Below are 22,075 nucleotides of genomic sequence, written 5' to 3'. Positions count from 1 at the left end.
AGTCAAAACAAACTAATGAACCAAAAGGGAGTAACAAAATGAACCTTAAGAAACTGCTTGCGTCCGGAGTTGCCGCCGCCATCCTTTCAGCTGGTGTCGCCAGTGCCGAAGAGGTCAAGATCGGTATCGCGGCTGAACCTTATCCACCATTCGCTTCGCTTGACAGCTCAGGCAACTGGGTTGGATGGGAGATCGATGTTATCAATGCCGTCTGTGCAGCTGCCGAACTGGACTGTGTTATAACGCCTGTAGCCTGGGACGGTATCATCCCATCGCTGACCGGGCAGCAAATCGACGCCATCATGGCCTCTATGTCGATCACCGAGGAGCGGCTGAAAACCATTGATTTCAGCGATCCTTACTACAACACACCCGCTGTAATCGTTGCGGACAAATCGATGGATATCGAAGCGACACCGGAGTCGCTGGCGGGTAAAGTTGTTGGCATTCAGGCTTCGACCATCCACCAGGCCTATGCGCAGGAATATTTCAAGGATGCTGAACTGCGGGTTTATCAGACACAGGATGAGGCCAATCAGGACCTGTTCGCAGGCCGTATTGATGCAACTCAAGCAGACAGCATCGCCATGGCCGACTTTGTAAACTCGGATGCGGGCGCTTGCTGTGAAATTAAAGGCGCCGTTGCAGATGATCCCGCTATTCTGGGACGCGGCGTTGGGGCTGGCGTGCGCAAAGGGCAAGATGACCTGCGTGAGGCGCTGAACAAAGGCATCGCCGCAATTCTTGCCGATGGCACGCACGAGAAGATCACGTCGAACTATTTCTCGGCCAGCATTTACTAAGCCGCTGCTGTGAACGGACTGTTGGATTCACTTGGATTGGCGCAGAGCGCAGAGCTTTTGTCGCTCTCGCCGCCGGGATGGGGGGCCAATCTGCTGCGCGGATTGTCCCACTCATTGCAGATCGCTTTCGGCGCTTATGCCCTCGGTCTCGTGATCGGATTGTTCGGAGCTTATGGCAAACTCTATGGCGGGAAGGTCACGCGCGATCTTCTCGCCATCTACACGACGGTGATCCGGGCTGTGCCCGAGCTGGTCCTGATACTGATCCTGTATTACGTGGGATCTGACATCATAAACAAAATCTCCGCCGCAATGGGCGGGGGTCGGGTTGAGGTCAGTGGTGTTGGCGCAGGCATATGGGTGCTGGGTGTTGTCCAGGGTGCTTACGCGACCGAGATTTTGCGCGGCGCAATTCAGGCGGTTCCGCCCGGTCAGATCGAAGCCGCCAAATCCTACGGTATGCCCGCCTTCATGACCATGCGCCGCGTGACAATCCCGGCCATGATGAGCTTCGCCGTGCCAGGTCTTGCCAACCTGTGGCTGATTGCAACCAAAGATACCGCGTTGCTCGCTGTTGTGGGTTTCAACGAGCTGACACTGGAAACCCGCCAGGCTGCAAGCAGTACACGCGCCTATTTTACTTTCTTTCTGGCAGCGGGATTTCTTTATCTCATGGTAACGCTATGTTCGGGCGGCATCTTCGCTCGGATTGAGAAATGGGCGCGTCGCGGCCAACCCTCTCTGAAGGGAGGGGGCAGATGATTGATTTCAGATCGTTGATGCAACCACATCGCATTGTGATGATGCTGATATTCGCTGGAATCGTTGTCTGGTGCGCCGTCTCTCTTCAGTGGGACTGGATCCCGAAATATGCGCCGCTCGCCCTTCAGGGCATTTGGACGACAATCTGGCTGTTGGTGGTCACCGTAGTTTTGGGTTTCCTACTCGCCGTTCCACTTGGATTGGCACAGGCGGTTGGGCCTTGGTATCTTGCCGCCCCGGCCAAGGCATTTTGCACTATCATCCGTGGCACACCGCTGCTGCTGCAACTCTGGTTATTGTATTATGGGCTTGGGTCTTTGTTTCCGCAGTTCCCCTGGATACGCTCTTCCGAGTTGTGGCCCTATTTGCGACAGGCCTGGCCATATGCAGTACTGGCGCTGACGTTGTCCTATGCCGGCTACGAAGGAGAGGTGATGCGCGGTGCCTTCAAAGGGGTCGCCAAGGGCCAGCTTGAGGCAGCCAAGGCATTTGGCATGCCACGTTTCACCATGTTTCGCCGTATCTGGTTGCCGCAGGCTATCCGCAACGTCCTGCCGACATTGGGCGGTGAAACCATATTGCAGCTCAAAGCAACTCCATTGGTTGCGACGATCACTGTCGTCGACATTTACGCCGTGTCTTCACGTGTGCGCTCCGACACTTTCATTATTTACGAGCCGCTCATCCTGTTGGCCGTATTCTATATTCTCGTCGCGGGCGTGATCGCATTTGGTTTCCACTGGCTGGAAGTAAAGGTTCTTGGGACTGGAAACCGCAATGGCGGTATCAGTTAATATCGCCAGCAGCGGAGGGGATCCATGTGCTGCGTCAGCTCCGACCAGTGCTTTGAGTTCATAGCAATCTGAGCTGCAACTTGGATTCAGCTTGGCTGAGTACTGACGGTCGATATCAATATCAGGCCATACTGGAATGGTGCGCAATTATATCTCTACGCACCAATCCCGACCGGTTCCGTTCACAGCTCTACAACAACTTTTCCGACCGCCGCTCCGTTTGTCAGGTGCTCATAGGCTGCATCGACATTGGTCCACCCAAACCTCTGTTCGTCAACAATTGGTTTGAGTTGGCCCGCATCCGCCATTTCCGCCAGAGTTTTCAGGATGTCACCATGGGATTGACGCCCGACATCATGCATCATCGGGATCAGCATGAAGACGACGTGCAGAGACAGACCTTTGAAATGCACAGGTGTCAGATCAATCTCGACCATCGCGACGGTTGAGGCGACTTGGCCATTGAGCTTGGCCGCTTCGAACGAGTTCGTCAAGTTAGGCCCACCCACGCTATCAAACACCACATCGAAGCCTACGCCATCAGTGTGTTCGGCCACGTAGTCCTCGACCTTTTGGGTTGTGAAATCCAACGGGCGCGCACCGAGACCCTCGATCAGGGCTAGCTGATCCGCTCCGCGACCTGTTGCCGACACGGTTGCGCCAAGGTGGCGCGCAACTTGAACGGCAACATGACCAACGCCACCGGCACCGCCTTGAACCAGAACGGTCTGCCCTTCGCCGACACCGGCGCGCGTCAATCCTTCGTAGGAGGTGATGCCTACGAGAGGCAGCGCCGCGGCTTCTCGCATGCTCAGCGTCTTGGGTTTGTGTGCAATCAGGCGGGCATCCGCATTGATGTATTCGGCTAGCGAACCAGGGAGGTCCATCAAACCACCGGCGCAGCCATACACCTCATCGCCTATGGAAAAACCTGTAACACCTTCGCCAACGGCTGTGATTGTGCCAGCAAAATCCATGCCAAGGACCGCGGGCAAATTGGGGGACAGAGGTAGATCCGCGCCCATGCTTCGGATCATTGTATCGACGGTATTGACGCTGGTCGCGGCCACTTTGACGACTACATGCTCAGACGTTGCGACCGGTTCGAGCATTTCTACAAGCTCGAACGGTGCATCGGGTCCGTAGTCGTTCAGAACCATTGCTTTCATTGGGATATTCCTTTTTTTGACGAAGTGTCAGGCGCGGCATTGAACAGCGCACGCCTGACGTGATCATTGTGTTGGAGGACGGATCAGTTGATATCCTGAACCTGCATAACCAGATCGCCCCACTTGCGCTGGTTTTCGATGTCGTGTTCCAGACCCTGTTCATCCGCGATGGTGAACCGTTTGACCGCCGGGGTTTTGCTTGTGGCCTGATACAGCCAATAGGCTTCGGCCTTCAGCGCTTCATCAATGGGTTTGTCGATGGATTCATAGACCATCTGCTTGCAGGCATTGATCGACTCTGCCGGGAATTTTGCGATCCGCTCGGCCAGAGCCGTCACATACGGGCCAATCTCATCTGGCTCCAAAGCCTTGTTTATGGTGCCCAGACGTTCTGCATCATCCGCGTCGTAGTCTTGTGCGCTCAGGATGATCTCGAGCGCTTTTCCAAGGCCGGTTTGACGTGCCATGCGCGAAGCACCGCCGCCGCAAGGCAGGATGCCCATTCCAACTTCCATCTGCATGAACTTGTACTTACCCCGCGCCGCAAATCGCATGTCGAGCGCCAACGCCAACTCGTGTCCGCCACCACGTGCGAACCCTTCCAGCTTTGCGATGGTGGCTTGTGGCACCTTGCTGATCCGCTCGCAGACCGATTGAAGGTCCAAAAGCTGTGCGTCCTCGCGGGATACGGCCTCAGTCGACATATCCTTGAGCAGCTCGGTATCGTAGTGGCAGACCCAGATTTCCGGGTTGGCGGATTGAAAGATCACGACCTTGGTTTCGCGGTCTCGCTCTAGCCGCATGGCCAGACTGTTGAGGTCGGCCAGCATTTCCTGGCCTTGCACGTTTACGGTGCCAAAGTTGAATGTGACTGTTGCGATGCCGTTTTCAACAGCAACGTCAAAGGTTTGAAAGCTCTCATATTTCATCAGACAGTCCTTTCTTGGGCCTCGACGCGGCACGCGCGAGGGGTAAGGGAGGTTAAAGTTGGAAGCGCGTCTGGATTTAGCGCAGCGCGGGTCAGTTGGTCTGGTTAATCAAACCTCTGATCGAGTTCATGACGTCGGCAACATGTGCTTTGTCCAGTGCTGCGGCATGTGGATTCGCGAAGGCACCGCTGTCATTGTCAAAATAGGCACCTGACGCATCAGCGAACCGATCACCCAATGCTGCGTCAATCAGGATATCAGCGCCGATGTTCATATCGTTCCCGGCTAGGCCGAATCCTTCTTTCACCATCTTTGAGGCCAACAGCGATCCCGGATTTACCGCGACCATGACGGGTGCATCGGACAGAGATTTGGCCCATTCCCGGGTCCAGATGGTGATCGCCAGCTTGCTTTGCGCGTAAGCCTCCATATCATCCAGCGGAACACTGCCCTCCAGTGCATTTATGTTCACCGGGGCCTGCGCTGCCGATGACAGGTTCACGACGCGCCCGGCGGCGGGAATGATCGGCATCAGCAATTCTGTGAGCAGATAGGGTGCGAGTGTGTTGACGACAAAGCGGATGTCCTGCCCATTCGCAAGCACGGTTTGCGGAGCTTTCAGCACACCTGCATTGTTGATCAACACGTCCAGTTTGTCATGTTTGGCCTTCACGCTTTCAGCCAGTTCTCGCACTGCGGACAGATCGCTCAGATCAGCGGTATAAGCTTCGACATCGCCGCCGACTTCGGAGGCCGCGCTGTCCAATTTGGAGGTACTGCGTCCATGCAGAAGTACTTTGTGTCCATCGGCGGCCAGCTTCTTTGCCGTGAGCAAACCAATGCCGTCGGTTGAACCTGTAATGAGTATAGTCTTGTTCATTGATCTGATCCTTTAGGAAAAGTCGGGCAGTACGGTATCCGCCAGGTGTTCGAGCGTTGTATCGATGGGCGCTTGATTGAACCGTAGGTTCAGTGCAACGTGATTGACCCCAAGCGTTTCTATTTCACGTAAATAGCTACGCAGGAAATCGGTGCCAGACTGAAACCCAAGATGGATCGGGCGCGGTGGTGCGGCGTGATCGGCAACGACATCGATATACAGGGATTGCATGACAGGCTTGTCTGGCTGGCCCGCTTCCTTCCCGCGCCTCCGATAGTCCGCAATAACCTGCCTTTGGGCAGTCGCATTGCGCGGATAGGTCATCCAACCATCGCCGTTCTGCGCCACCCAATCGGGGGATTGCTGGCTACCACCCGTAATAATCATCGGCAGGCGGGTCCCATGCGGCTTTGGCAGCAGGTCAATCCCGCCAGACAGCGTACCCTGTGCACTTTCACGCTCGGGATAGTCCAATCCAACGGCGCGGATATAGTCAAAGCTGTCGCGGAAAAGTGCCCCGCGGTCATCATAGCTCTGGTTCATAGCCGGATACTCCTCAGGCCGGTCCCCGGAGGCTACACCCAAGAGCAACCGTCCGCCCGAGAGCACATCCGCGCTCGCCGCCGCTTTGGCTACATGAGCGGGGTGACGCAATGGTAGGATCACGCTCGCAGTTCCAAGGGCAATTCGGTCCGTCACCGCAGCAAGCGCACCCAGATAGACAAATGGATCGAAAATCTGTCCTGCATCACCAAAGCTTGGAACGTTGAATGGCACGTCGCGCAGCCAAAGTGATGCAAACCCGAGGTTCTCCGCTTTCCGAGCCGCTTCCAGATGATCCCGAAGCGTCGGCTCTGCACCGACTGCATATGCTTCGAGCGGCAACACAAGGCCAACGCTCAGCCGTCCCGGTCGAAATACCCGGTTATAGGCCACGTTGATTTGGGCAAAATCAGCAGGCTGCATTTTATCCAACATGTCCGGCTCTCCTTTAATAGCGCACCAAGGTGCGGCTCTCGATGCTTTTGCGAATGGTGTTGACGTTTGAATCTTCGACCATATCAAGCGCACTATGCGCGATCGACGGAGCACCTTGATTGTCATAGATGTTGAAGATCGCGACCTCATCCGGCGTCATCTTCGATTGATAAATCCATTCATGCCTGGGGTTTCCTACCAGCCCCATTATTTGCCCATTGCGGTCGGGATAAATCAGGTCCAGCAAAATCCAATCAGACGGTTCAACTGATGACGGGCGAACAAAGCCCAGGGGTGCTGAGTTGATAGGATGATCCACAGGGCGCCACACATTAACAAAAGCATAGTGACTGCGCGCCCACTCCGCTGCGGCCTCGGCACCCAAAAGATCGACAAGCCGCTGTTCGGCTCCGTCCTTGCTATAGTCACTGTGGACGTTGCGCGCGGGTTTGCGCGTCGCTCCTGGGTCATCTATCCGAACCGTGTGATCAAAAACCACAACCTCGCGCGCACCTAACTTGTACGAGAGCATTGCCGTTAGTTCCGCATCGTATGTCGGTTTCCAGACCTCGCCGGTAAAATCTTGTACCTGCGTTTCCAGCAGCGCGAACTCAACAGCATCAGACGCAAATGTAACTGTGTTGCTCGTGGTGCGGGCATCTGTCAATGCAACAGCCGTGCTGGCCAGTTCGGGCGAAATCAAATTACCAGCAATCCCGCCTGCATCTAGTTCAAAGGCTTGCCGCCAGGGCTTGTGAACGTGGTAGTTGACTGTGGCTGTCCGCGTCATCTGCATCTCCTTCCCATGCCGAGTTGCATCCATGAAGGGGATTTAACGCTAATCTATTTGCGTATAAACTGCCCATTTATGGATTGATAATTCGGGTTTGCGATATAATGGGGCTTGATACAGACGCGCTGAGATTGTTTGTAGCGGCGGCAGAAAGGCTGAACATCAGTGCGGCGGGGCGCGCTTTGGGCATGGCTCCAGCTGTCTCGAGCGCAAAGCTTGCCAAGTTGGAGCAAAGCCTGGGTTCCGAACTGTTACATCGCACAACGCGCAAGGTGTCGCTGTCTGTTGAAGGTGCCGATTTCCTGCCCTTCGCCCGAGAGATTATTGCGCAGGAAGAGGCAGCACTTACGGCGTTGGGCAAACAAACAGCGACCATCCGCGGTACATTGCGCTTCGCTGCGCCCAGCACCTTTGCTCAGCTCTACATTGCTCCAATCCTGCCGAAATTTCTTCAACAGCACCCCGATCTGACGCTCGATTTGCGCCTATCGGATGTGCAGTTCGATCTTATCGAGGGGAGTTACGACCTTGCACTAAGAAATGCGCCGCTTGTCGACACCAGCCTGAAAGGCCGAAAATTGGCTGATGACCGACGCATACTGTGCGCCGCGCCGCACTATCTTGACACATACGGCACACCTAAAACACCTGCCGATCTGAAAAGCCACCACCTGATCGCTTTCCAAAATCGCCAATTGCGCACGCTAACGGGTAAGGCAGGTGAGAAAACCGCATTTGACCCAGCGATGGCTAAGGGTCAATTGATCATAGACGACGGCCAAAGCCAGGTCTGCGCCACTCTGGCCGGCGCCGGAATATCCCTAAACGCACTATGGAGCGTGTATGATTACCTGAAATCGGGCCGGTTGATGCAAATTCTGCCAGACTTTGAGGCTACGGAAGACAATGTTCTATGGCTTATCTATCCCAAGTCCAACGTATTATCTCCCAAAGTTCGGGTATTCATGGATTTTCTGATCACAGAGATTGGCTCAAATCCACCTTGGGAAACATGATCCCAATATTGGTCAAGCGCGCCTTAAGACATCACGGCGCCAGTTTGGAGAAATGCACGAGGCGGACACGCCTTTTACAATTGCAATAGCCTGATCTGTTCCGCGATTTTTGAGTTCCCGTGAATGCGGCCATCGCTCCCGTAGCGAGTGGCTAGTTAGACAGGCTGCATCGCAGCATCTAAACGGTTTATCCAAGGCCGGTTCCGGTCGTTCTTGCGTGAACCCAAAAGAGGGTTTCAAGACCTTAGTCGATCCAGCCGAAGCCGCGAGTGCAGGAAAGGTGTTTCTTATTCGCTCGCAGCGACGGCCTCGCCTGTCGAAAATAGCGCGGCAAGCATCGCCTCACTTCCAGCCAGAGCGCCCTTGCGCACGGTCGCAAGAACAAGTTTCCGAGCCGACGATTGTGGAAGACAAATACTTTTGACGTCGTCAGACCGATACCGCAAAACATCCGGGACAGGCAGAAGCGTAAAACCCAACCCTGCCGAAACACATTCCATAATCGCTTCAAGGTTATCAAGGACAATGGTTTCGGAACCCTTTGGTCTTTTGTGCTTAAGCATCTCTCCAGCAATGAGTTTTCCGATCCCGGTGTCGGGCATAAAGTGAAAGAAGGGCTGCGCATTCAATAAACCCGCGAGGCCGTCTTTCAGCAATTTCTCATGGGCTGCAAAGGCAAAGGGTTCCACTCGAAGCACCTTGTCCGCAAGCGTGTCAGGAACACCTTCTGCATCTGTAAGAAGGGCGGCATCAAGCTGACCGCTTACAACCTTTTCTTGTAGAACCTTGGACAGGCCGGTTTCGAATGAGAAGGACGCTTGCGGTGCTTGACGTTTTGCGTTGTTCAGGAAGTTCGGCAGCAAGCGAACGGCAGCAGTTGTGACAAATCCTATTCGGAAATGCCCGACAAGCGTGTCCGTCGGGCGACAGATATTGAGAAGGCTGTCTTCGTGCTGCAGGAGCGGGATCGATGCCTCGACGACGCTCCGGCCGATTGGCGTAAGTCGCGGTGGTCGTACGGTGCGGTCAAAGAGGTCGACGCCAAGCTCCGCCTCAAGCGCCTTCATCTGCATTGAAAGTGCAGACAATGTCATGTTTTGCTGCTCGGCCGCTTTCGCAAAGGAGCCGACATTCGAGACCCGTATGAGGGTTCTGAGAGAACGTGTCTGCATAACTTAAGGCATACTGGATTAGATATCCAATTTTATTCGATTGTGTTGTATTACTGCAAGCGTATTCTGTTAAGAAACAGAGACGAGGGACACGCATGCCGCATCCGCTTGTGAACGTTGCGAAAGAACTGGCCCCAGAATTTGAGAAACGTGCCGCAGATTGGGACAGATCACGCAGGTATTGCTGGCAGAATGTTGGCGAATTGGCCGATGCTGGCATCATGGGTATGACCATTGCAAAGAAATATGGTGGGCAGGGCGCGAGTTTTCTGGACGTCACCATGGTGGTCGAACAGATCGCGAAAGCCTGCACGCTGACCGCCCGCATCGTTGTCGAGGGCAACATGGGCGGCATCAGTGCGGTCATGGGGTACGGCAATGACGAGCAGAAGGCTTTTTTTGCTCAGCATGTCCTGGCAGGAGATAAGCCCGCGATCTGCATAACCGAACCTGACTCGGGAAGTGCCGCGACCGAAATGCAGACTACCGCGCTGAAACAGGGTCGCACATACATCCTCAACGGGTCCAAGCATTGGATCACTGGTGGAGGGGTCTCCAAGCTGCACCTGATCTTTGCCCGCGTGCTCGATGAGGCAGGCGTCGATCAGGGGATTGGCGGTTTCATTCTGTTTGCCGATCCGATGTCAGGTGATACGCCCAAGGGGTTCACCGTGGTGGGTCGCGAATACACGATGGGCCTTTGCGGTATGCCCGAAGCAGAATTGCGGTTCGAAAATATCGAGATCAACGAGAAATGGCTGGTCAAACCGCCTTCAGGATTGAAGCGTGGCTTTGCCGACCTGATGAACGCTTACAATTCGCAACGCGTCGGTGCGGGAGCAGTTGCTATGGGTGTTGCGGCAGGGGCACTTGAACGTGCAAAACGCTACCTCGTTCAACGTGAACAGTTCGGGCGCCCGCTTGCAGAATTCCAGGGGCTTCAATGGATGCTGGCCGATATGGACACGAAAGTTCATGCAGCTAGGCTGCTGCTCCATGAAGCGGCACGATCGCGTGGCCCAAACGGCAGTCAGTATCCCGATATGACCATGGCCGCCCGCGCCAAGCTTTTTGCGTCAGAGATGGCTATTAAGGTGGTCAGCGATGCACTGCAGATGTTCGGCGCGCGCGGCTACAGCGATCGTGAACCTCTGGAGCGGATGTATCGCGATGTGCGCATGTTCACTATCGGCGGCGGGACCGCACAGATTCTCCGGACCCAAATCGCCGGAAATATTCTAGGCATTAAAACACCACAGACGCGGGACGGATACACGCGCCTTGCCGACATGGAGCGTTACGCGGCTGAATAGAAGACCCTATGAAAATTGAAAAAGGACTTTCGGGCCGCCGACTTTCTTGTGCCGCAGCCCTACGCGGCTGCGTGCCGTCACGCCTTCGGCATGCTCGGCCGACGGTTTTTTCGCGTTAATCTAGTTGCCTATTTAGCCAACTTAGCTGCGCAAGAAAGGCGCTGCATTCATGCGCCAGAGAAGTTTGCGACCGAGCCAGCGAAACAAATGCAATTTTACGCTGCGTAAAATGGCTGAGCTATTTTTCGACAATCGTAAACTTACTAAATGAGATTTGCCTAGGCAGGCAAGTTTAGCGTGTACGCCAAGCAATTACTTCGATTCCCGAAAGGAAAGCTGCGATGAAAAAGTTCATTTTTGTTGCTCTCATCAGTCTCACCGCATGCACTCAGTACCCGATGCAGAAGCCACTGATGGTTGACGGAACCAGGAATGCGACCTTCTACACAGATGAGGCTGAATGCCGATTGATGGCCGCGAGTTTCAATCCCGGGCAGCGTAAAATGGATGCTACGTTCGGCGCTATTGATGGCGCGGTCACTGGTTGGGTTGTTGGCGAGAAGGAAGATGTCATCGGAGGTGCGATCGCAGGTGGCATAGTCGGATCTGTGCGCGGCCAGTACAATGACGAAATGGCGCGGCGTCATGTGCTTGTGAACTGCATGCAGGTGCGTGGTCACGGAGTGGTGGGCTAGTAATGGCTGCAGATTACTCAGTGGTTTATCGAAAGGGGCCTTGGCCGTGACTCAGAAAAGGGTCCGAACAGAGTTCGTAATTTGGGGCAAACTCTGACCAGAGAAGGAGTGCTCTGATGCCGAATAAACGTTTCAGTTGTAAAAGTTAAAGAAACCGGCCTGATTGGGTGGGTGAACTGTGTCGCGCAGATCTTCCGAAGACGCGTCTCGATTGCCTTGCATTTTGGCGCATCGAATTGACATATCCCACCCAGAAGCGCGCTTCTTTCAGGCTACAGGTAATCAACTTCCGCATGTTGAGCACCGATGAGCAAAGTGCTTTGCAATGCCGAAACTACGTAAAAGGCCGTCCCCAAAATGCGCCAACTCTGACAAACCATTCCAGACATGGACCGGCAGCGACCGTTGGCCCGCTTGCGTGAAAGCTAGAAAATCGAACGACGATCTGATGATTTAAAGTCAGCCATCTGACGTGGGTTGCTTATTGCTGCGTACAAGGGTGATGCGATTCCAGATAACAGTGAAGCCCACCGATGAATAGGTGTGCGGAAACTGGATAAGCCGGTCAAGAATCTGACAAACCAGCCTTCTGAAGGCTGGCCAACAGTTTCTCCTTAAAAGTGGCGTCAAGTTGCCAAATGGCAAGTATATCTGATGCAACAGATGAAAAATCTGGGCGTAGAACCAACAAGCTGCGTAGAGCCGCCTGGGCCTGTTCCCCATTTCCCAGTTTGCTGTGTAGCGCGGCCTGCCATAGATGGGTCCAGAAGAAACCTGGCATATCGATTTGTTCCAATTGTGCCAGCGCCGCTTCATAGTCGCCCCGGTCGAACTCGTAAAAAACCCGCGGAAACAGATACCACTGAGGATGCACAGGGTTCAGAGCGATTGCCCGGTCTACAATAGCAAGTCCTTTGTCCCATTCGCCACTGAACGCCAGACGCATCCCGTAATGGGCCAGAATGTCGGTGTCATTCGGATTCAGGTCAATCGCCCGTTGCCCGGCCTCGCGGAACCCGGCAAAATCGCCGAGCACGAACCGCATATTGGCCATCATCAGATGTCCCGCCGCCAGATTTGGGTCGATCTCGACCGCCCGGCGTGCTGCGGCATCGGCTGCGGCCAGAATCTGTTCGCGATTTCCGCCCAGCCTAAAACGTATCTGTTGCAGATACAGGTTCGACAGCACCGCCCAGGCCTCGGCATAATCCGGAGCCTTCTCGAGCGCGTTCAGGATGCAGGATTTGATTCCGGCATGGCGATCCAGATTGATGGTTACCTGATAGCTGTAATAACCAAGCACACAGTCATAAGCATCGCGATTGTTGGGTGGAATTCTATCGGCATCTCGCATCGCGCCAAGCGTCAGTAGCCCGTATTTCCCGGCCAGTTTACCCATTACATCTCGGATAATGCTGTCCTGTACCGCATAGATCTCCTTGGAGGTATCGCTGACCTCATAGCTTTGCGACCAGATATATCTTCGGTCTTTCAGATCAATGAGGCGTGCGGACAGGCGCAAGGTGTCGCCCCTGTCCATCACACTGCCTTCCAGCGCGAAATCAGCGTTGAATTCTGTACGCAAGCTCGCCGTATCAATCTCAGTTTCACCAGAATGCAGTGTGCTGCCAAGGGGCAAGACCCAGATGTCCCGGAACCGGATCAACTCGGTCGTCAACTGCCGGGTAAGACCATCGGCGAGGTACTCGGGGCCCTCTCCCAGAGTTTCAAAGGGCAGTACAGCCACGACGGGTCCTTTGGGCAAGCTGTGATTTGCCTGTTCCTCGGGCGTCCCTGAACGGGCCAATCCCCAGATCAGCCCAAACAATGCCAGGCCAAAGGCGACAGCCAGTCCAATCCCAGCGCGTCGTCGCCCTCTGAGCCCGGCATTGGGCCGGGCGTCAGCAGGTGCCGGAACAGGGCCGGGCAGTGAAGATTTTTCGAACCGCGGCGCGTATCCTCCTTTGGGCATGGTGAGGCGTATCGGATCGCCCCGACCGGGCCCGGCATAATAGGTGTCAATCTCCTGCCGTAGTCGCCGCGCCTCAAGTCGGACAATCGGATCGACCTGCTGGTCGAAGCTTTCGTCGCGGTCAAAGACCGACATGGCAATCGACACGCCTTTGATCTGATCTGAACGACCGGCCAGATATTCCTCGATGATATAGTTCAGAAATGCGCGGCGTTTGGGGCTGGCGGTGAAATCCGGATGATCCAGGATACGTTGCATCTGTACCCGAATTTCGCGCTCGGTAGTATCCACTTCAATATCCCTCTGCCTCGGGAAAACCAAGGAAAACCATTATGTTGGCCTCGTTGATACATGTGTTTTTCGACAGGTGGCAACATGTTTGCACTTCTCGGGAAAAATACTGCGGATAAGAGGGCCGCACTGCTGGTCGTACAGGCAGGCACCCGGCTTCCAAAAGATCGCGCATCTCGGCACTTCTGGACGTCAATGCACCGGCGGGACGAATTTCAACCTCGTGGTTCGTCCCGTCAGACCTCCTGCGCTGCGATCTCTTTTGAAGCGTTCATGATAGGAACCGATTATATATGCCACGTCGAACCACCTTACTCTTTACCGTCACCCTTTTGACGCTGACCTCAGGCCTTGCCGTCGCGCAGGATGATAGTCCTCAGCACTTTGACCCGAAGGGCAAGCTGCCCTCGGATTACACGATCGAATTCCAGCAAACCCAACGCAATAACCTGCCGTTCGATGACGAGCGTGACTTTGAAGAAAGCCGCAAGGGGCTAATTGCGGTTCCAGAATACCGCCAGATCAAAACCGAGGATGGCACCGTCGCCTGGGACATCGGCAGCTATGACTATCTGCTCGAGGGCAAAGAGTTCGACTCGATCCACCCGTCGTTGCAGCGTCAGGCGATCCTGAACATGAATTTCGGCCTGTACGATATTCTCGACGACAGCATCTATCAGGTGCGTGGCTTCGATCTGTCCAACATCACTTTTATTCGTGGCGATACCGGCTGGATCATCTTTGACCCGCTGGCCTCCAAGGAAACTGCCGCAGCAGCGCTGAAGCTGCTGAACGACACCGTGGGCGAACTGCCGGTCAAGGCGGTTGTCTATTCGCATTCCCACGCCGACCATTATGGCGGTGTGCGCGGAGTGATCACCGATGAGGACGTGGCCAACGGTGTGGAGGTGATCGCGCCCGAAGGTTTCATGGAACATGCGGTTTCCGAAAACGTCTATGCGGGCAACGTGATGAACCGCCGTCTGTTTTTCCAATACGGCGTATTGCTGCCGCGCAGCCCGTTCGGCCATGTGGATCAGTCCATCGGCAAGAACATCTCGACTGGCACCACGGGCCTGATCGAACCGACCCGCTATGTCTCGGACGCGTATGAAGAGATCATCGTAGACGGCGTGCGTATGATCTTCCAAAATACACCGGGTACTGAAGCACCTGCTGAGATGAATACTTATTTCCCCGACCTCAAGGCATTCTGGGCGGCGGAAAACATCACTGGCACAATTCACAACATCTATACCTTGCGTGGCGCACTGGTGCGCGATGCGCTGAGCTGGTCCAAGCATGTCAATGACGCGCTGTACAAGTTTGGGCAGGATGCCGAGTTGATGTTCGCCTCTCACTCTTGGCCCCGTTACAGAAATGAGCGCATTCAAGAAGTGATGCGTGCGCAGCGTGACACTTACGCCAATCTTAACAACGGGGTGCTGAATCTGGCCAACAAGGGCGTGACCATCAATCAGATTCACAACGTCTATGACGTGCCGGAAAGCCTGCAGCAGCAATGGGCCGCGCGCAGCTATCATGGCTCGGTCGAGCATAACAGCCGGGCGGTGATAAACCGTTATCTGGGCTACTGGGATGCCAACCCCACCACGCTCACACCTCTGTCGCCAGAAGACAGCGCGCCGCTGTTTGTCGAGATGATGGGCGGCGCCGAGCCAATCCTGTCGAAAGGGCAGGAATTGGTGGACACCGGTAAATATCTTGAAGCGACCGAGATTCTAAACAAACTGGTCTACGCCGAGCCACAGAACCAAGCCGCCAAGGACCTGTTGGCCGACGCGTTCGAGCAGATCGGGTATCAGAAGGAAAGCCCTTCGGTCCGCAACTCGTTCCTTGGTGCGGCGTTCGAACTGCGCAACGGTATTCCGCAGGGCGCTACCATCGAGACCACCGGTCCCGATACGATCAAGGCGATGCAGACCACGATGTGGCTCGACTTTCTGGCCATTCGCGTCAATAGCGCCAAAGCCGCCGATATGGAGTTCACCATCAACCTGTCGATCCCCGACCGGGACGAGAACATCGTTGTCGAGATGAGCAATGCCACTCTGACTCATATCGTCGATCAGGTGGCGGAAGACGCCGATCTTTCGATCAGTCTGAGCCGCACGGACCTGGAAAAGGTCATGACCGGTGAGCGCAGATTGACCGAGATGCTCGCTGATGGCACCGCGCAGTCTGATGGCAACGCCGAGATTGTAGCACAACTGGCCTCGACCCTGGATCAATTCGACTTGGGTTTCGAGTTGATGCCCGGCACCGGTGCGCAGGATTTGACACCACCCGCCAATGATTTTGCCCAGCCCGGGTTAGCAAACTCGAGTGGCGGCTGAGACGGGACCGTCCGATTGAAAGCTGGCTCAGGGTTTTGCTGCCCTGGGCCTCTCTCTTTCTGACTATTGGACCGGGAGAAGCTTTCGACCAGTAGTGCTGGTATCGGAGCAGCAGAATGCCCCGCCCGAACGACTGCTGGATTGTTACCGCCGTGCGTGGACTCTTTCATCCGTGGTGTCAATGCGGGATCAGAATCTTCAGCCTAAGAAAGCCAAAGCGCATGACGCAAAAATCAAACTGGGATGTTCTGAAACTTGCAATTTGTGAACATCAGCCAAGATATCAAACTACCTAGAGGTCCCGATCCGTAGATTTCAATTCACTCCAGGACCCCGTCCCGTACAACGATTCAAAGAACTGGCTGCTTAGCGCCGCGGGTCGGATGGGTATCTTCGAACTGGAGGAAGCTTCACAACCCAACTGTCGAATGTGAAGTGGTCAGACCTTAGCTGCGATATGCTATGATCGATTCCAAATTTCGATAAGACACTGTGTGTCGCAAATCGAAGTATTTAGTGTAATCATTAATGTCTTTGCGGAAACGGCAGCCTTCAAAAAGATCATACGTAAGACCGTTCTGAGAACTACCTTAGCGAAACGAATACCTCAACGGGCTGTTTGGTCAGCCCGAACCCATATCTTGCGACACTCCTCAAGTCGTGAGACGAAACTGTATTTCAGGTTCATTGGACCGAAAGTAGTAACCTGATGTTAGAACAGTGGGACGATTAACTGGGCCAGAAATGCTTGTTCTCTGAAGAAGCACCCGTCACACTGTATTTTTCTTCAAGCCAAGGTACTAAATTTGGGTTAGAACGCACATTCTAACCAACGCTTCGCGACATTCTACAAACAGGAAATTCCTTGCCAAGTGGACTAGCCCCTGCCGAACTGATCGCAATCCTAATCGCCGTGACTGATGATCAGCCGCGTGTCATGACCTTGCGTGGCGGTAACGCGCTACCTTCGGGACCGTTCGAATCTTCACACCGCAGCTTGCAAAGCGGCTTGCGGGCCTGGATTGAGGCGCAGACCGGCCATCCGGTGGGATATCTTGAACAGCTTTACACCTTTGCAGACAAGGATCGCGATCCACGCTCGGGTTATGCCGACAACTCTCAGCGTATCTCGATCAGCTATCTCGGTCTGGTGCGGGAGCAGGATACTACTGGTGCTGGACGTCCGGCATGGCGTAGCTGGTATCAATACTTCCCATGGGAGGATCATCGCGATCGCAGCCCCGAAGAACTACCACAAATTATCAAACGTATCTCAGCTTGGGCAGGGAGTGATCCGCTAAAACTGCAGCGTGTGGACTATCTGTTTGGTCTGAATGGGAAGACCTGGAACGAAGAGCTGGTTTTGCAACGTTATGAGCTTATGTACGAAGCAGGGCTTGTTGACACTCCTGAATTCGGTCGTCACATGGAAGCGGACAACCGTCGCATTCTCGCCACCGGCATATCTCGCTTGCGGGCCAAGATAAAATACTCTCCGGTTGTGTTCGAGCTCATGCCCGAAAGCTTCACCTTGCTGCAGTTACAGCGCACAGTTGAAGCGCTGTCTGGTCTACACCTGCACAAACCCAATTTTCGCCGCCAGATTGATCAGCAGGAATTGATTGAAGATACCGGCGAAATGTCCAGCGGCACCGGTGGTCGTCCGGCACGCCTGTTCCGATATCGGCCGGCCATTCTAGAGGCTCGCATGCTGTCGGGCGTCAGATTACCTCTCTCCCGGTCCTGAACCTCGCTTGACATAATCTCGAATCGAGAATAAGCATGACCTCAATATACTCGATTCGAGTATAAATGGAGAAGCCAATGAAAGATTTTCGCCTTCCAGACCTCTACGACCGGGTAAAGCAGATCATCCCGCAACCCGAATGGATGCTGTTTGAAGATGATCTGGAAGCCATCCTTGATCTCAAGCGTGAGAGGAATGCGGTCATCCTCGCCCACAATTACCAAACGCCGGAGATCTTCCATGGAGTTGCCGATATCGTGGGCGACAGCCTTGCGCTTGCGCGCGAAGCTGTCGAGGTTGATGCCGATGTCATTGTGTTGGCTGGTGTGCATTTTATGGCGGAAACTGCCAAGCTGCTGAACCCGGAAAAGACGGTGCTGATCCCAGATTTGGGGGCGGGGTGTTCACTGGCAGATTCCATCACACCCGAGGATATTGCGCTTCTGCGCGAAGCCCATCCCGGCGTTCCGGTGATCACATACGTAAACACGTCGGCAGCGGTGAAGGCGGCATCGGATATCTGCTGCACGTCGGGCAACGCAGTAAAGGTGGTGGAATCCCTCGGGGTGCCGCGCGTGTTGATGATCCCGGACGAGTATCTCGCCAAGAACGTCGCCAAAGAGACCGATGTCGAATTGATCGCATGGCACGGACATTGCGAGGTGCACGAACTGTTTACTCCAGCCGATATACGTGAAATGCGCGAAGCGTGGCCGGGTGTTACGGTCCTGGCCCATCCTGAGTGCCCGCCCGAAGTGGTTGCCGAAGCAGATTTTTCTGGCTCTACCGCAGTCATGTCGGATTTCGTCGGCGACAAAAAACCGACGCGGGTTTGCCTGTTGACCGAATGCTCGATGAGCGACAACGTGGCGCTGAACCATCCTGAGGTGGAATTCGTGCGCCCCTGTAACTTATGTCCACATATGAAGCGCATTAGTCTGCGCAACATTCGCAACGCATTGGAACTGGGCCATCACGAAGTCACTGTCGATCCGGCCATCGCCGAAGATGCGCGCCGCGCGGTAGAACGGATGCTGGCAGTGAAATGATCGGGCTCGAAGGGCTTCATGGTCGAACTGCCATCATCGGTGGCGGCATCGCCGGGCTGACGGCTGCGCTGGAACTGGCTCCACAACCCGTAGTACTAATCACCCGTGCAGGGCTGGGCCAGGAATGTTCCAGCGCTTGGGCTCAAGGAGGGATCGCCGCCGAACTAGGCACGGATGGTGATCCTGCGCAACACTTGGTCGATACTTTGCGGGCCGGCGACGGGCTGTGCGATGAAACCGTGGCGTCGGCCATTCTCTGCGAAGCGCAAAAGGCGATCACTGTATTAGAGAAACACGGCGCTCGTTTCGATAAAACCGCCGACGGCACATATGCCTTGGGGCGCGAGGCTGCGCATTCCCGCCGCCGAATACTGCATGCAGGCGGCGACCGCACCGGAGCCGAAATCACATCGGCCCTTGCGAGTGCCGTGTTGCAATGCCCATCGATCACTTGCTTGACCGGAGTCGAAGCCCGACGGGTGTTGACGCTAGACGGACACGTTACAGGCGTTCATCTGCAAAAAGATGCCCAAGCAGAGGTATTGCGCACATCTCAGGTCGTTATGGCGTCAGGCGGTTGCGGCGGTCTGTTTGGTGCAAGCACCAACCCTTCAGGTAATTTCGGCCAGGGCGTCATGATGGCCGCCCGCGCCGGGGCAGCCTTGCGCGATATGGAATTTGTCCAGTTTCATCCCACAGCGCTGGATATCAAGCAGACACCTCTGGCATTGGTCAGTGAAGCCGTCCGGGGCGAGGGCGCAATTCTGATCGACCAAACCGGCAAGCGCTTCATGTCGCATATTCCGGGGGCTGAACTGGCCCCGCGCGACGTGGTGGCTCGTGCCGTGCATCAGGTCATATTGGAAGGTGGGCGAGTGTTTCTTGATGTTCGTGCCGCGCTTGGTGCCGAATTTGTCCAGCGGTTCCCTGGCATCCATGCATTGTGCGCAGCAAGCGGAATTGATCCGGCGCGCGATCCCATACCGATACTTCCGGCTGCGCATTACCACATGGGCGGTATCGCCGTTGATGAGTATGGAAGAAGCACTCTGTCAGGCCTTTGGGCCATAGGTGAATGCGCGGCCACTGGCCTGCATGGTGCCAATCGCCTTGCTAGTAATTCACTGCTGGAGGCGGTGGTGATGGGATGCCGCGCCGCAAATGATGTTGCCAAGGCAGAAATGAGAAACCTGTCATTTGTTCCTACAGTTACCGCTCTGCCTCGTTCTGACCCTAGCTCTGTCCGGCCTTTGGCTACAAAATTTCTGGGTTTGATCCGCGACGAGGTGGGATTGCGTCAAGTCATTTCAAAGTTGTCTCCGTTGGTCGAAACCGCTGCCTGCGCTTCTGACCCGGCACTAGTCGCGCTTTCGATCGCGGTCTTTGCCGATCTGCGCCGAGAATCGCGTGGCGGACATTACCGAAGTGACTTCCCTAATCCTGAGGCGAACGCGCAATCTCTTTTGATGACTCTGACCGAAGTACTTGCTCATGCGAGTTTGACCAGTCAGGAACCCTTTTTGAGGACTGCTTGAGAAATGACTATCATGCCCCTAGCCCCGTTGCCCCGAACGATGCTGGAGCCGGTGATCCGCCGCGCACTTGATGAAGATTTGGGCCTCGCCGGAGATGTCACCTCCTCGGCTGTTATTCCTTCGGATCATGTTTCCGAAGTTGTGGCTTGCGCGCGTCAATCCGGATGTATTTCCGGTCTGGATTGTGCTGAATTGGCTTGTGAGCTGATAGATCCGGCGATCAAAGTAATCCGTCATGTCGAGGATGGTGGGACAGTCGCGCCCGGCACAGTGATCGCTACCTTCAAAGGACCATCGCGCAGTCTGCTGATTGCTGAACGTACGGCGCTCAACTTCTTGGGTCATCTATCGGGTATTGCAAGTGTGACAGCCGATATGGTTCGCCGCGTCGAAGGCACGCGTGCTGCCATCGTCTGTACCCGAAAAACAACGCCCGGTTTGCGGGCTTTAGAGAAATACGCTGTGCGATCAGGCGGCGGCATGAACCATCGCTACTCCCTAAGTGACGCGGTGCTGATCAAGGACAACCACATCGCTATAGCCGGGGGTGTCCGCCCAGCCTTGACGCGGGCCAAAGAGACAGTCGGTCATATGGTCAAGGTCGAGATCGAGGTCGACACGCTGGAGCAGCTGGCCGAAGTTCTGAAAATCGGTGTTGATGCGGTGCTTCTGGATAACATGGATCCAAGAACCTTAAGCGAAGCTATAGGCATGATTGATGGTCAAGCCATTGCCGAAGCTTCAGGCGGGATAACCCCAGATAATGTGCGGGCTGTGGCGAACACCGGTGTTGATTTGATTTCTATGGGCTGGATCACCCACAGTGCACACTGCCTCGATATTGGTCTGGATTTTGTGCTCTAACAGCACCAAGAGTAAACCAACAGTTACGACGCTCATTGCCCAAAATGTCGAAATCAACGGCCTTTCCAAAAGATTGCCAACGGCAAGAGCATCGCGCGCACCATAGGAATCAAGGCAATCAAAAGGTGCGCGGCGGCGCAGCCTGCCTGTTCAATCTTGTCACTCCGTTAGCCAGCTAAGCTGGGCAAGTTTTAAGTCGCATTCATTCGTCAGAGAGTTGGCGACCGAACCTTTCGTTCTCGCCCACACTCGATTTCTTATGCTGCTTAAATAAGCAGGCCATGACATCTCAATTCGGAGAAACCGCATCGTCGGCGTCATTGCCTCCGGACGTTTTACCCTCATGGCCGAAGAAAGTCGGATCAGTCTCAAAATCAGGCGCAAGGAACTCGGACATCTGGTCAGGGCTGTCTGTTTCTATATTATATATCAATAATTTATCCGGTTGGTCCTTAAAAAATTCGGGCACCTCCTGATGATGCCGGTCCCATTCTTCTGACCAATGATCAATTACCTGATCAACCGACTCGAAATTCATACCCTTACGATAACGCTCGGCATAAAACCCATTGCCATGGTTTCGGCGACTTGCGATCCACCTGTCTTTGTCTCGAGTGTTCAATATGAAATACGAATTGGGATAATATGCCGCGAGTTGACGAAAATAACGGCAACCTTCAATCACGCGTGACCCGCTCACCATCTGCATGTCGGTGTAGCCGACCCAACGGTCAATGCCATTGAGCGGCGCATAGCCATACTTAAGATTGTTAGCGAGCGCGCGGGCCAGATTGCCACGCTTGAAGTGAACCGTCGGAATGCCGTTGTTATCTAGAAAGGCGGAAATCGACCTTGTGCCGCACTTGTTGAAACCGACCTGAAATATCCGCCGCGTACGGCCTGCACGAGTAGACAGATATTCAGGATGGGTTTTTGATGATTGCGGCACGAAGGAA

At 54.7% G+C, this 22,075-nt stretch carries 19 protein-coding genes; 11 read left to right on the top strand and 8 right to left on the bottom strand.

The features are described 5' to 3' along the window. Window positions 1-38: 38 nt before the first annotated feature. The 3 genes from ACR0DE_RS01570 to ACR0DE_RS01560 are packed head-to-tail and all read left to right on the top strand — an operon-like array spanning window position 39 to window position 2,359. Window positions 39-803 (top strand): transporter substrate-binding domain-containing protein, encoded by a 765-nt coding sequence (locus ACR0DE_RS01570; RefSeq protein WP_480586155.1) that lies wholly within the window; start codon window positions 39-41, stop codon window positions 801-803. A gap of 9 nt (window positions 804-812) precedes the next feature. Further along, the gene (locus ACR0DE_RS01565) at window positions 813-1,565 is read left to right on the top strand and encodes an ABC transporter permease (RefSeq protein ID WP_170423024.1); all 753 of its coding nucleotides are present in this window, start codon (window positions 813-815) and stop codon (window positions 1,563-1,565) included. Further along, a complete protein-coding gene (locus tag ACR0DE_RS01560; protein WP_170625582.1) occupies window positions 1,562-2,359 on the top strand; it encodes an ABC transporter permease in 798 nt (265 codons plus the stop codon). The genes ACR0DE_RS01565 and ACR0DE_RS01560 overlap by 4 nt, the downstream gene beginning before the upstream one ends. A 182-nt stretch (window positions 2,360-2,541) precedes the next feature. Here the strand turns inward: ACR0DE_RS01560 and ACR0DE_RS01555 are convergent, their stop codons facing one another. From ACR0DE_RS01555 to ACR0DE_RS01535, 5 genes are all read right to left on the bottom strand, one after another. Then, complete coding sequence (locus tag ACR0DE_RS01555; RefSeq protein ID WP_480751350.1) at window positions 2,542-3,528, bottom strand: zinc-dependent alcohol dehydrogenase family protein; 987 nt, start codon at window positions 3,526-3,528, stop codon at window positions 2,542-2,544. Window positions 3,529-3,611: 83 nt separating this feature from the next. Further along, on the bottom strand, window positions 3,612-4,457 hold the full coding sequence (locus tag ACR0DE_RS01550) for an enoyl-CoA hydratase/isomerase family protein (RefSeq protein ID WP_170596288.1): 846 nt from the start codon (window positions 4,455-4,457) through the stop codon (window positions 3,612-3,614). 91 nt (window positions 4,458-4,548) lie between these two features. After that, on the bottom strand, window positions 4,549-5,337 hold the full coding sequence (locus ACR0DE_RS01545) for an SDR family NAD(P)-dependent oxidoreductase (RefSeq protein ID WP_480751347.1): 789 nt from the start codon (window positions 5,335-5,337) through the stop codon (window positions 4,549-4,551). A gap of 12 nt (window positions 5,338-5,349) precedes the next feature. After that, window positions 5,350-6,315 (bottom strand): LLM class oxidoreductase, encoded by a 966-nt coding sequence (locus ACR0DE_RS01540; RefSeq protein ID WP_480751344.1) that lies wholly within the window; start codon window positions 6,313-6,315, stop codon window positions 5,350-5,352. A 13-nt stretch (window positions 6,316-6,328) separates the two neighbouring features. Further along, entirely contained in the window at window positions 6,329-7,105 is a 777-nt protein-coding gene (locus ACR0DE_RS01535) for a CmcJ/NvfI family oxidoreductase (protein WP_480562111.1), read from the bottom strand. Window positions 7,106-7,212: 107 nt separating this feature from the next. Here ACR0DE_RS01535 and ACR0DE_RS01530 point away from each other — a divergent pair, with 107 nt between their 5' ends. Continuing rightward, on the top strand, window positions 7,213-8,124 hold the full coding sequence (locus tag ACR0DE_RS01530) for a LysR family transcriptional regulator (RefSeq protein ID WP_480751341.1): 912 nt from the start codon (window positions 7,213-7,215) through the stop codon (window positions 8,122-8,124). 287 nt (window positions 8,125-8,411) lie between these two features. Here the strand turns inward: ACR0DE_RS01530 and ACR0DE_RS01525 are convergent, their stop codons facing one another. Continuing rightward, window positions 8,412-9,296 (bottom strand): LysR family transcriptional regulator, encoded by an 885-nt coding sequence (locus ACR0DE_RS01525; RefSeq protein WP_480751338.1) that lies wholly within the window; start codon window positions 9,294-9,296, stop codon window positions 8,412-8,414. Between the two features lie 95 nt (window positions 9,297-9,391). On the opposite strand from ACR0DE_RS01525, the gene acdA reads away from it, so the two are divergent. Both acdA and ACR0DE_RS01515 read left to right on the top strand, forming a co-directional pair. Further along, window positions 9,392-10,609 carry a 3-sulfinopropanoyl-CoA desulfinase gene (gene acdA, locus ACR0DE_RS01520; RefSeq protein WP_480751336.1) on the top strand — a complete coding sequence of 406 codons (1,218 nt, stop codon included), beginning with the start codon at window positions 9,392-9,394 and terminating at the stop codon, window positions 10,607-10,609. Window positions 10,610-10,950: 341 nt separating this feature from the next. Next, complete coding sequence (locus ACR0DE_RS01515) at window positions 10,951-11,304, top strand: hypothetical protein (RefSeq protein ID WP_170394225.1); 354 nt, start codon at window positions 10,951-10,953, stop codon at window positions 11,302-11,304. 565 nt (window positions 11,305-11,869) lie between these two features. On the opposite strand, the gene ACR0DE_RS01510 is transcribed toward ACR0DE_RS01515, so the two are convergent. After that, window positions 11,870-13,567 (bottom strand): tetratricopeptide repeat protein, encoded by a 1,698-nt coding sequence (locus tag ACR0DE_RS01510; RefSeq protein ID WP_480751332.1) that lies wholly within the window; start codon window positions 13,565-13,567, stop codon window positions 11,870-11,872. 293 nt (window positions 13,568-13,860) lie between these two features. On the opposite strand from ACR0DE_RS01510, the gene ACR0DE_RS01505 reads away from it, so the two are divergent. From ACR0DE_RS01505 to nadC, 5 genes are all read left to right on the top strand, one after another. Further along, window positions 13,861-15,924, top strand: a complete 2,064-nt coding sequence (locus ACR0DE_RS01505; RefSeq protein ID WP_480751329.1) for an alkyl/aryl-sulfatase — start codon at window positions 13,861-13,863, stop codon at window positions 15,922-15,924. A gap of 865 nt (window positions 15,925-16,789) precedes the next feature. After that, the gene (locus ACR0DE_RS01500; protein ID WP_170561666.1) at window positions 16,790-17,671 is read left to right on the top strand and encodes an NUDIX hydrolase; all 882 of its coding nucleotides are present in this window, start codon (window positions 16,790-16,792) and stop codon (window positions 17,669-17,671) included. A 77-nt stretch (window positions 17,672-17,748) separates the two neighbouring features. Beyond that, on the top strand, window positions 17,749-18,720 hold the full coding sequence (gene nadA / locus ACR0DE_RS01495; RefSeq protein ID WP_170512078.1) for a quinolinate synthase NadA: 972 nt from the start codon (window positions 17,749-17,751) through the stop codon (window positions 18,718-18,720). Continuing rightward, complete coding sequence (locus tag ACR0DE_RS01490; RefSeq protein ID WP_480751325.1) at window positions 18,717-20,255, top strand: L-aspartate oxidase; 1,539 nt, start codon at window positions 18,717-18,719, stop codon at window positions 20,253-20,255. The genes nadA and ACR0DE_RS01490 overlap by 4 nt, the downstream gene beginning before the upstream one ends. Window positions 20,256-20,258: 3 nt before the next feature. Then, window positions 20,259-21,119, top strand: a complete 861-nt coding sequence (nadC, locus tag ACR0DE_RS01485) for a carboxylating nicotinate-nucleotide diphosphorylase (protein ID WP_480751322.1) — start codon at window positions 20,259-20,261, stop codon at window positions 21,117-21,119. A gap of 289 nt (window positions 21,120-21,408) precedes the next feature. Here nadC and ACR0DE_RS01480 read toward each other — a convergent pair whose 3' ends face one another. Next, window positions 21,409-22,068, bottom strand: coding sequence for a sulfotransferase (locus ACR0DE_RS01480; protein ID WP_170407560.1), 660 nt, complete (start codon window positions 22,066-22,068; stop codon window positions 21,409-21,411). Window positions 22,069-22,075 lie beyond the last annotated feature (7 nt).

It is taken from the genome of Ruegeria sp. C10 (assembly GCF_056537805.1).
Note: the sequence above shows the minus strand (reverse complement) of the source record. Positions and strands in the feature narration are given on the sequence as shown.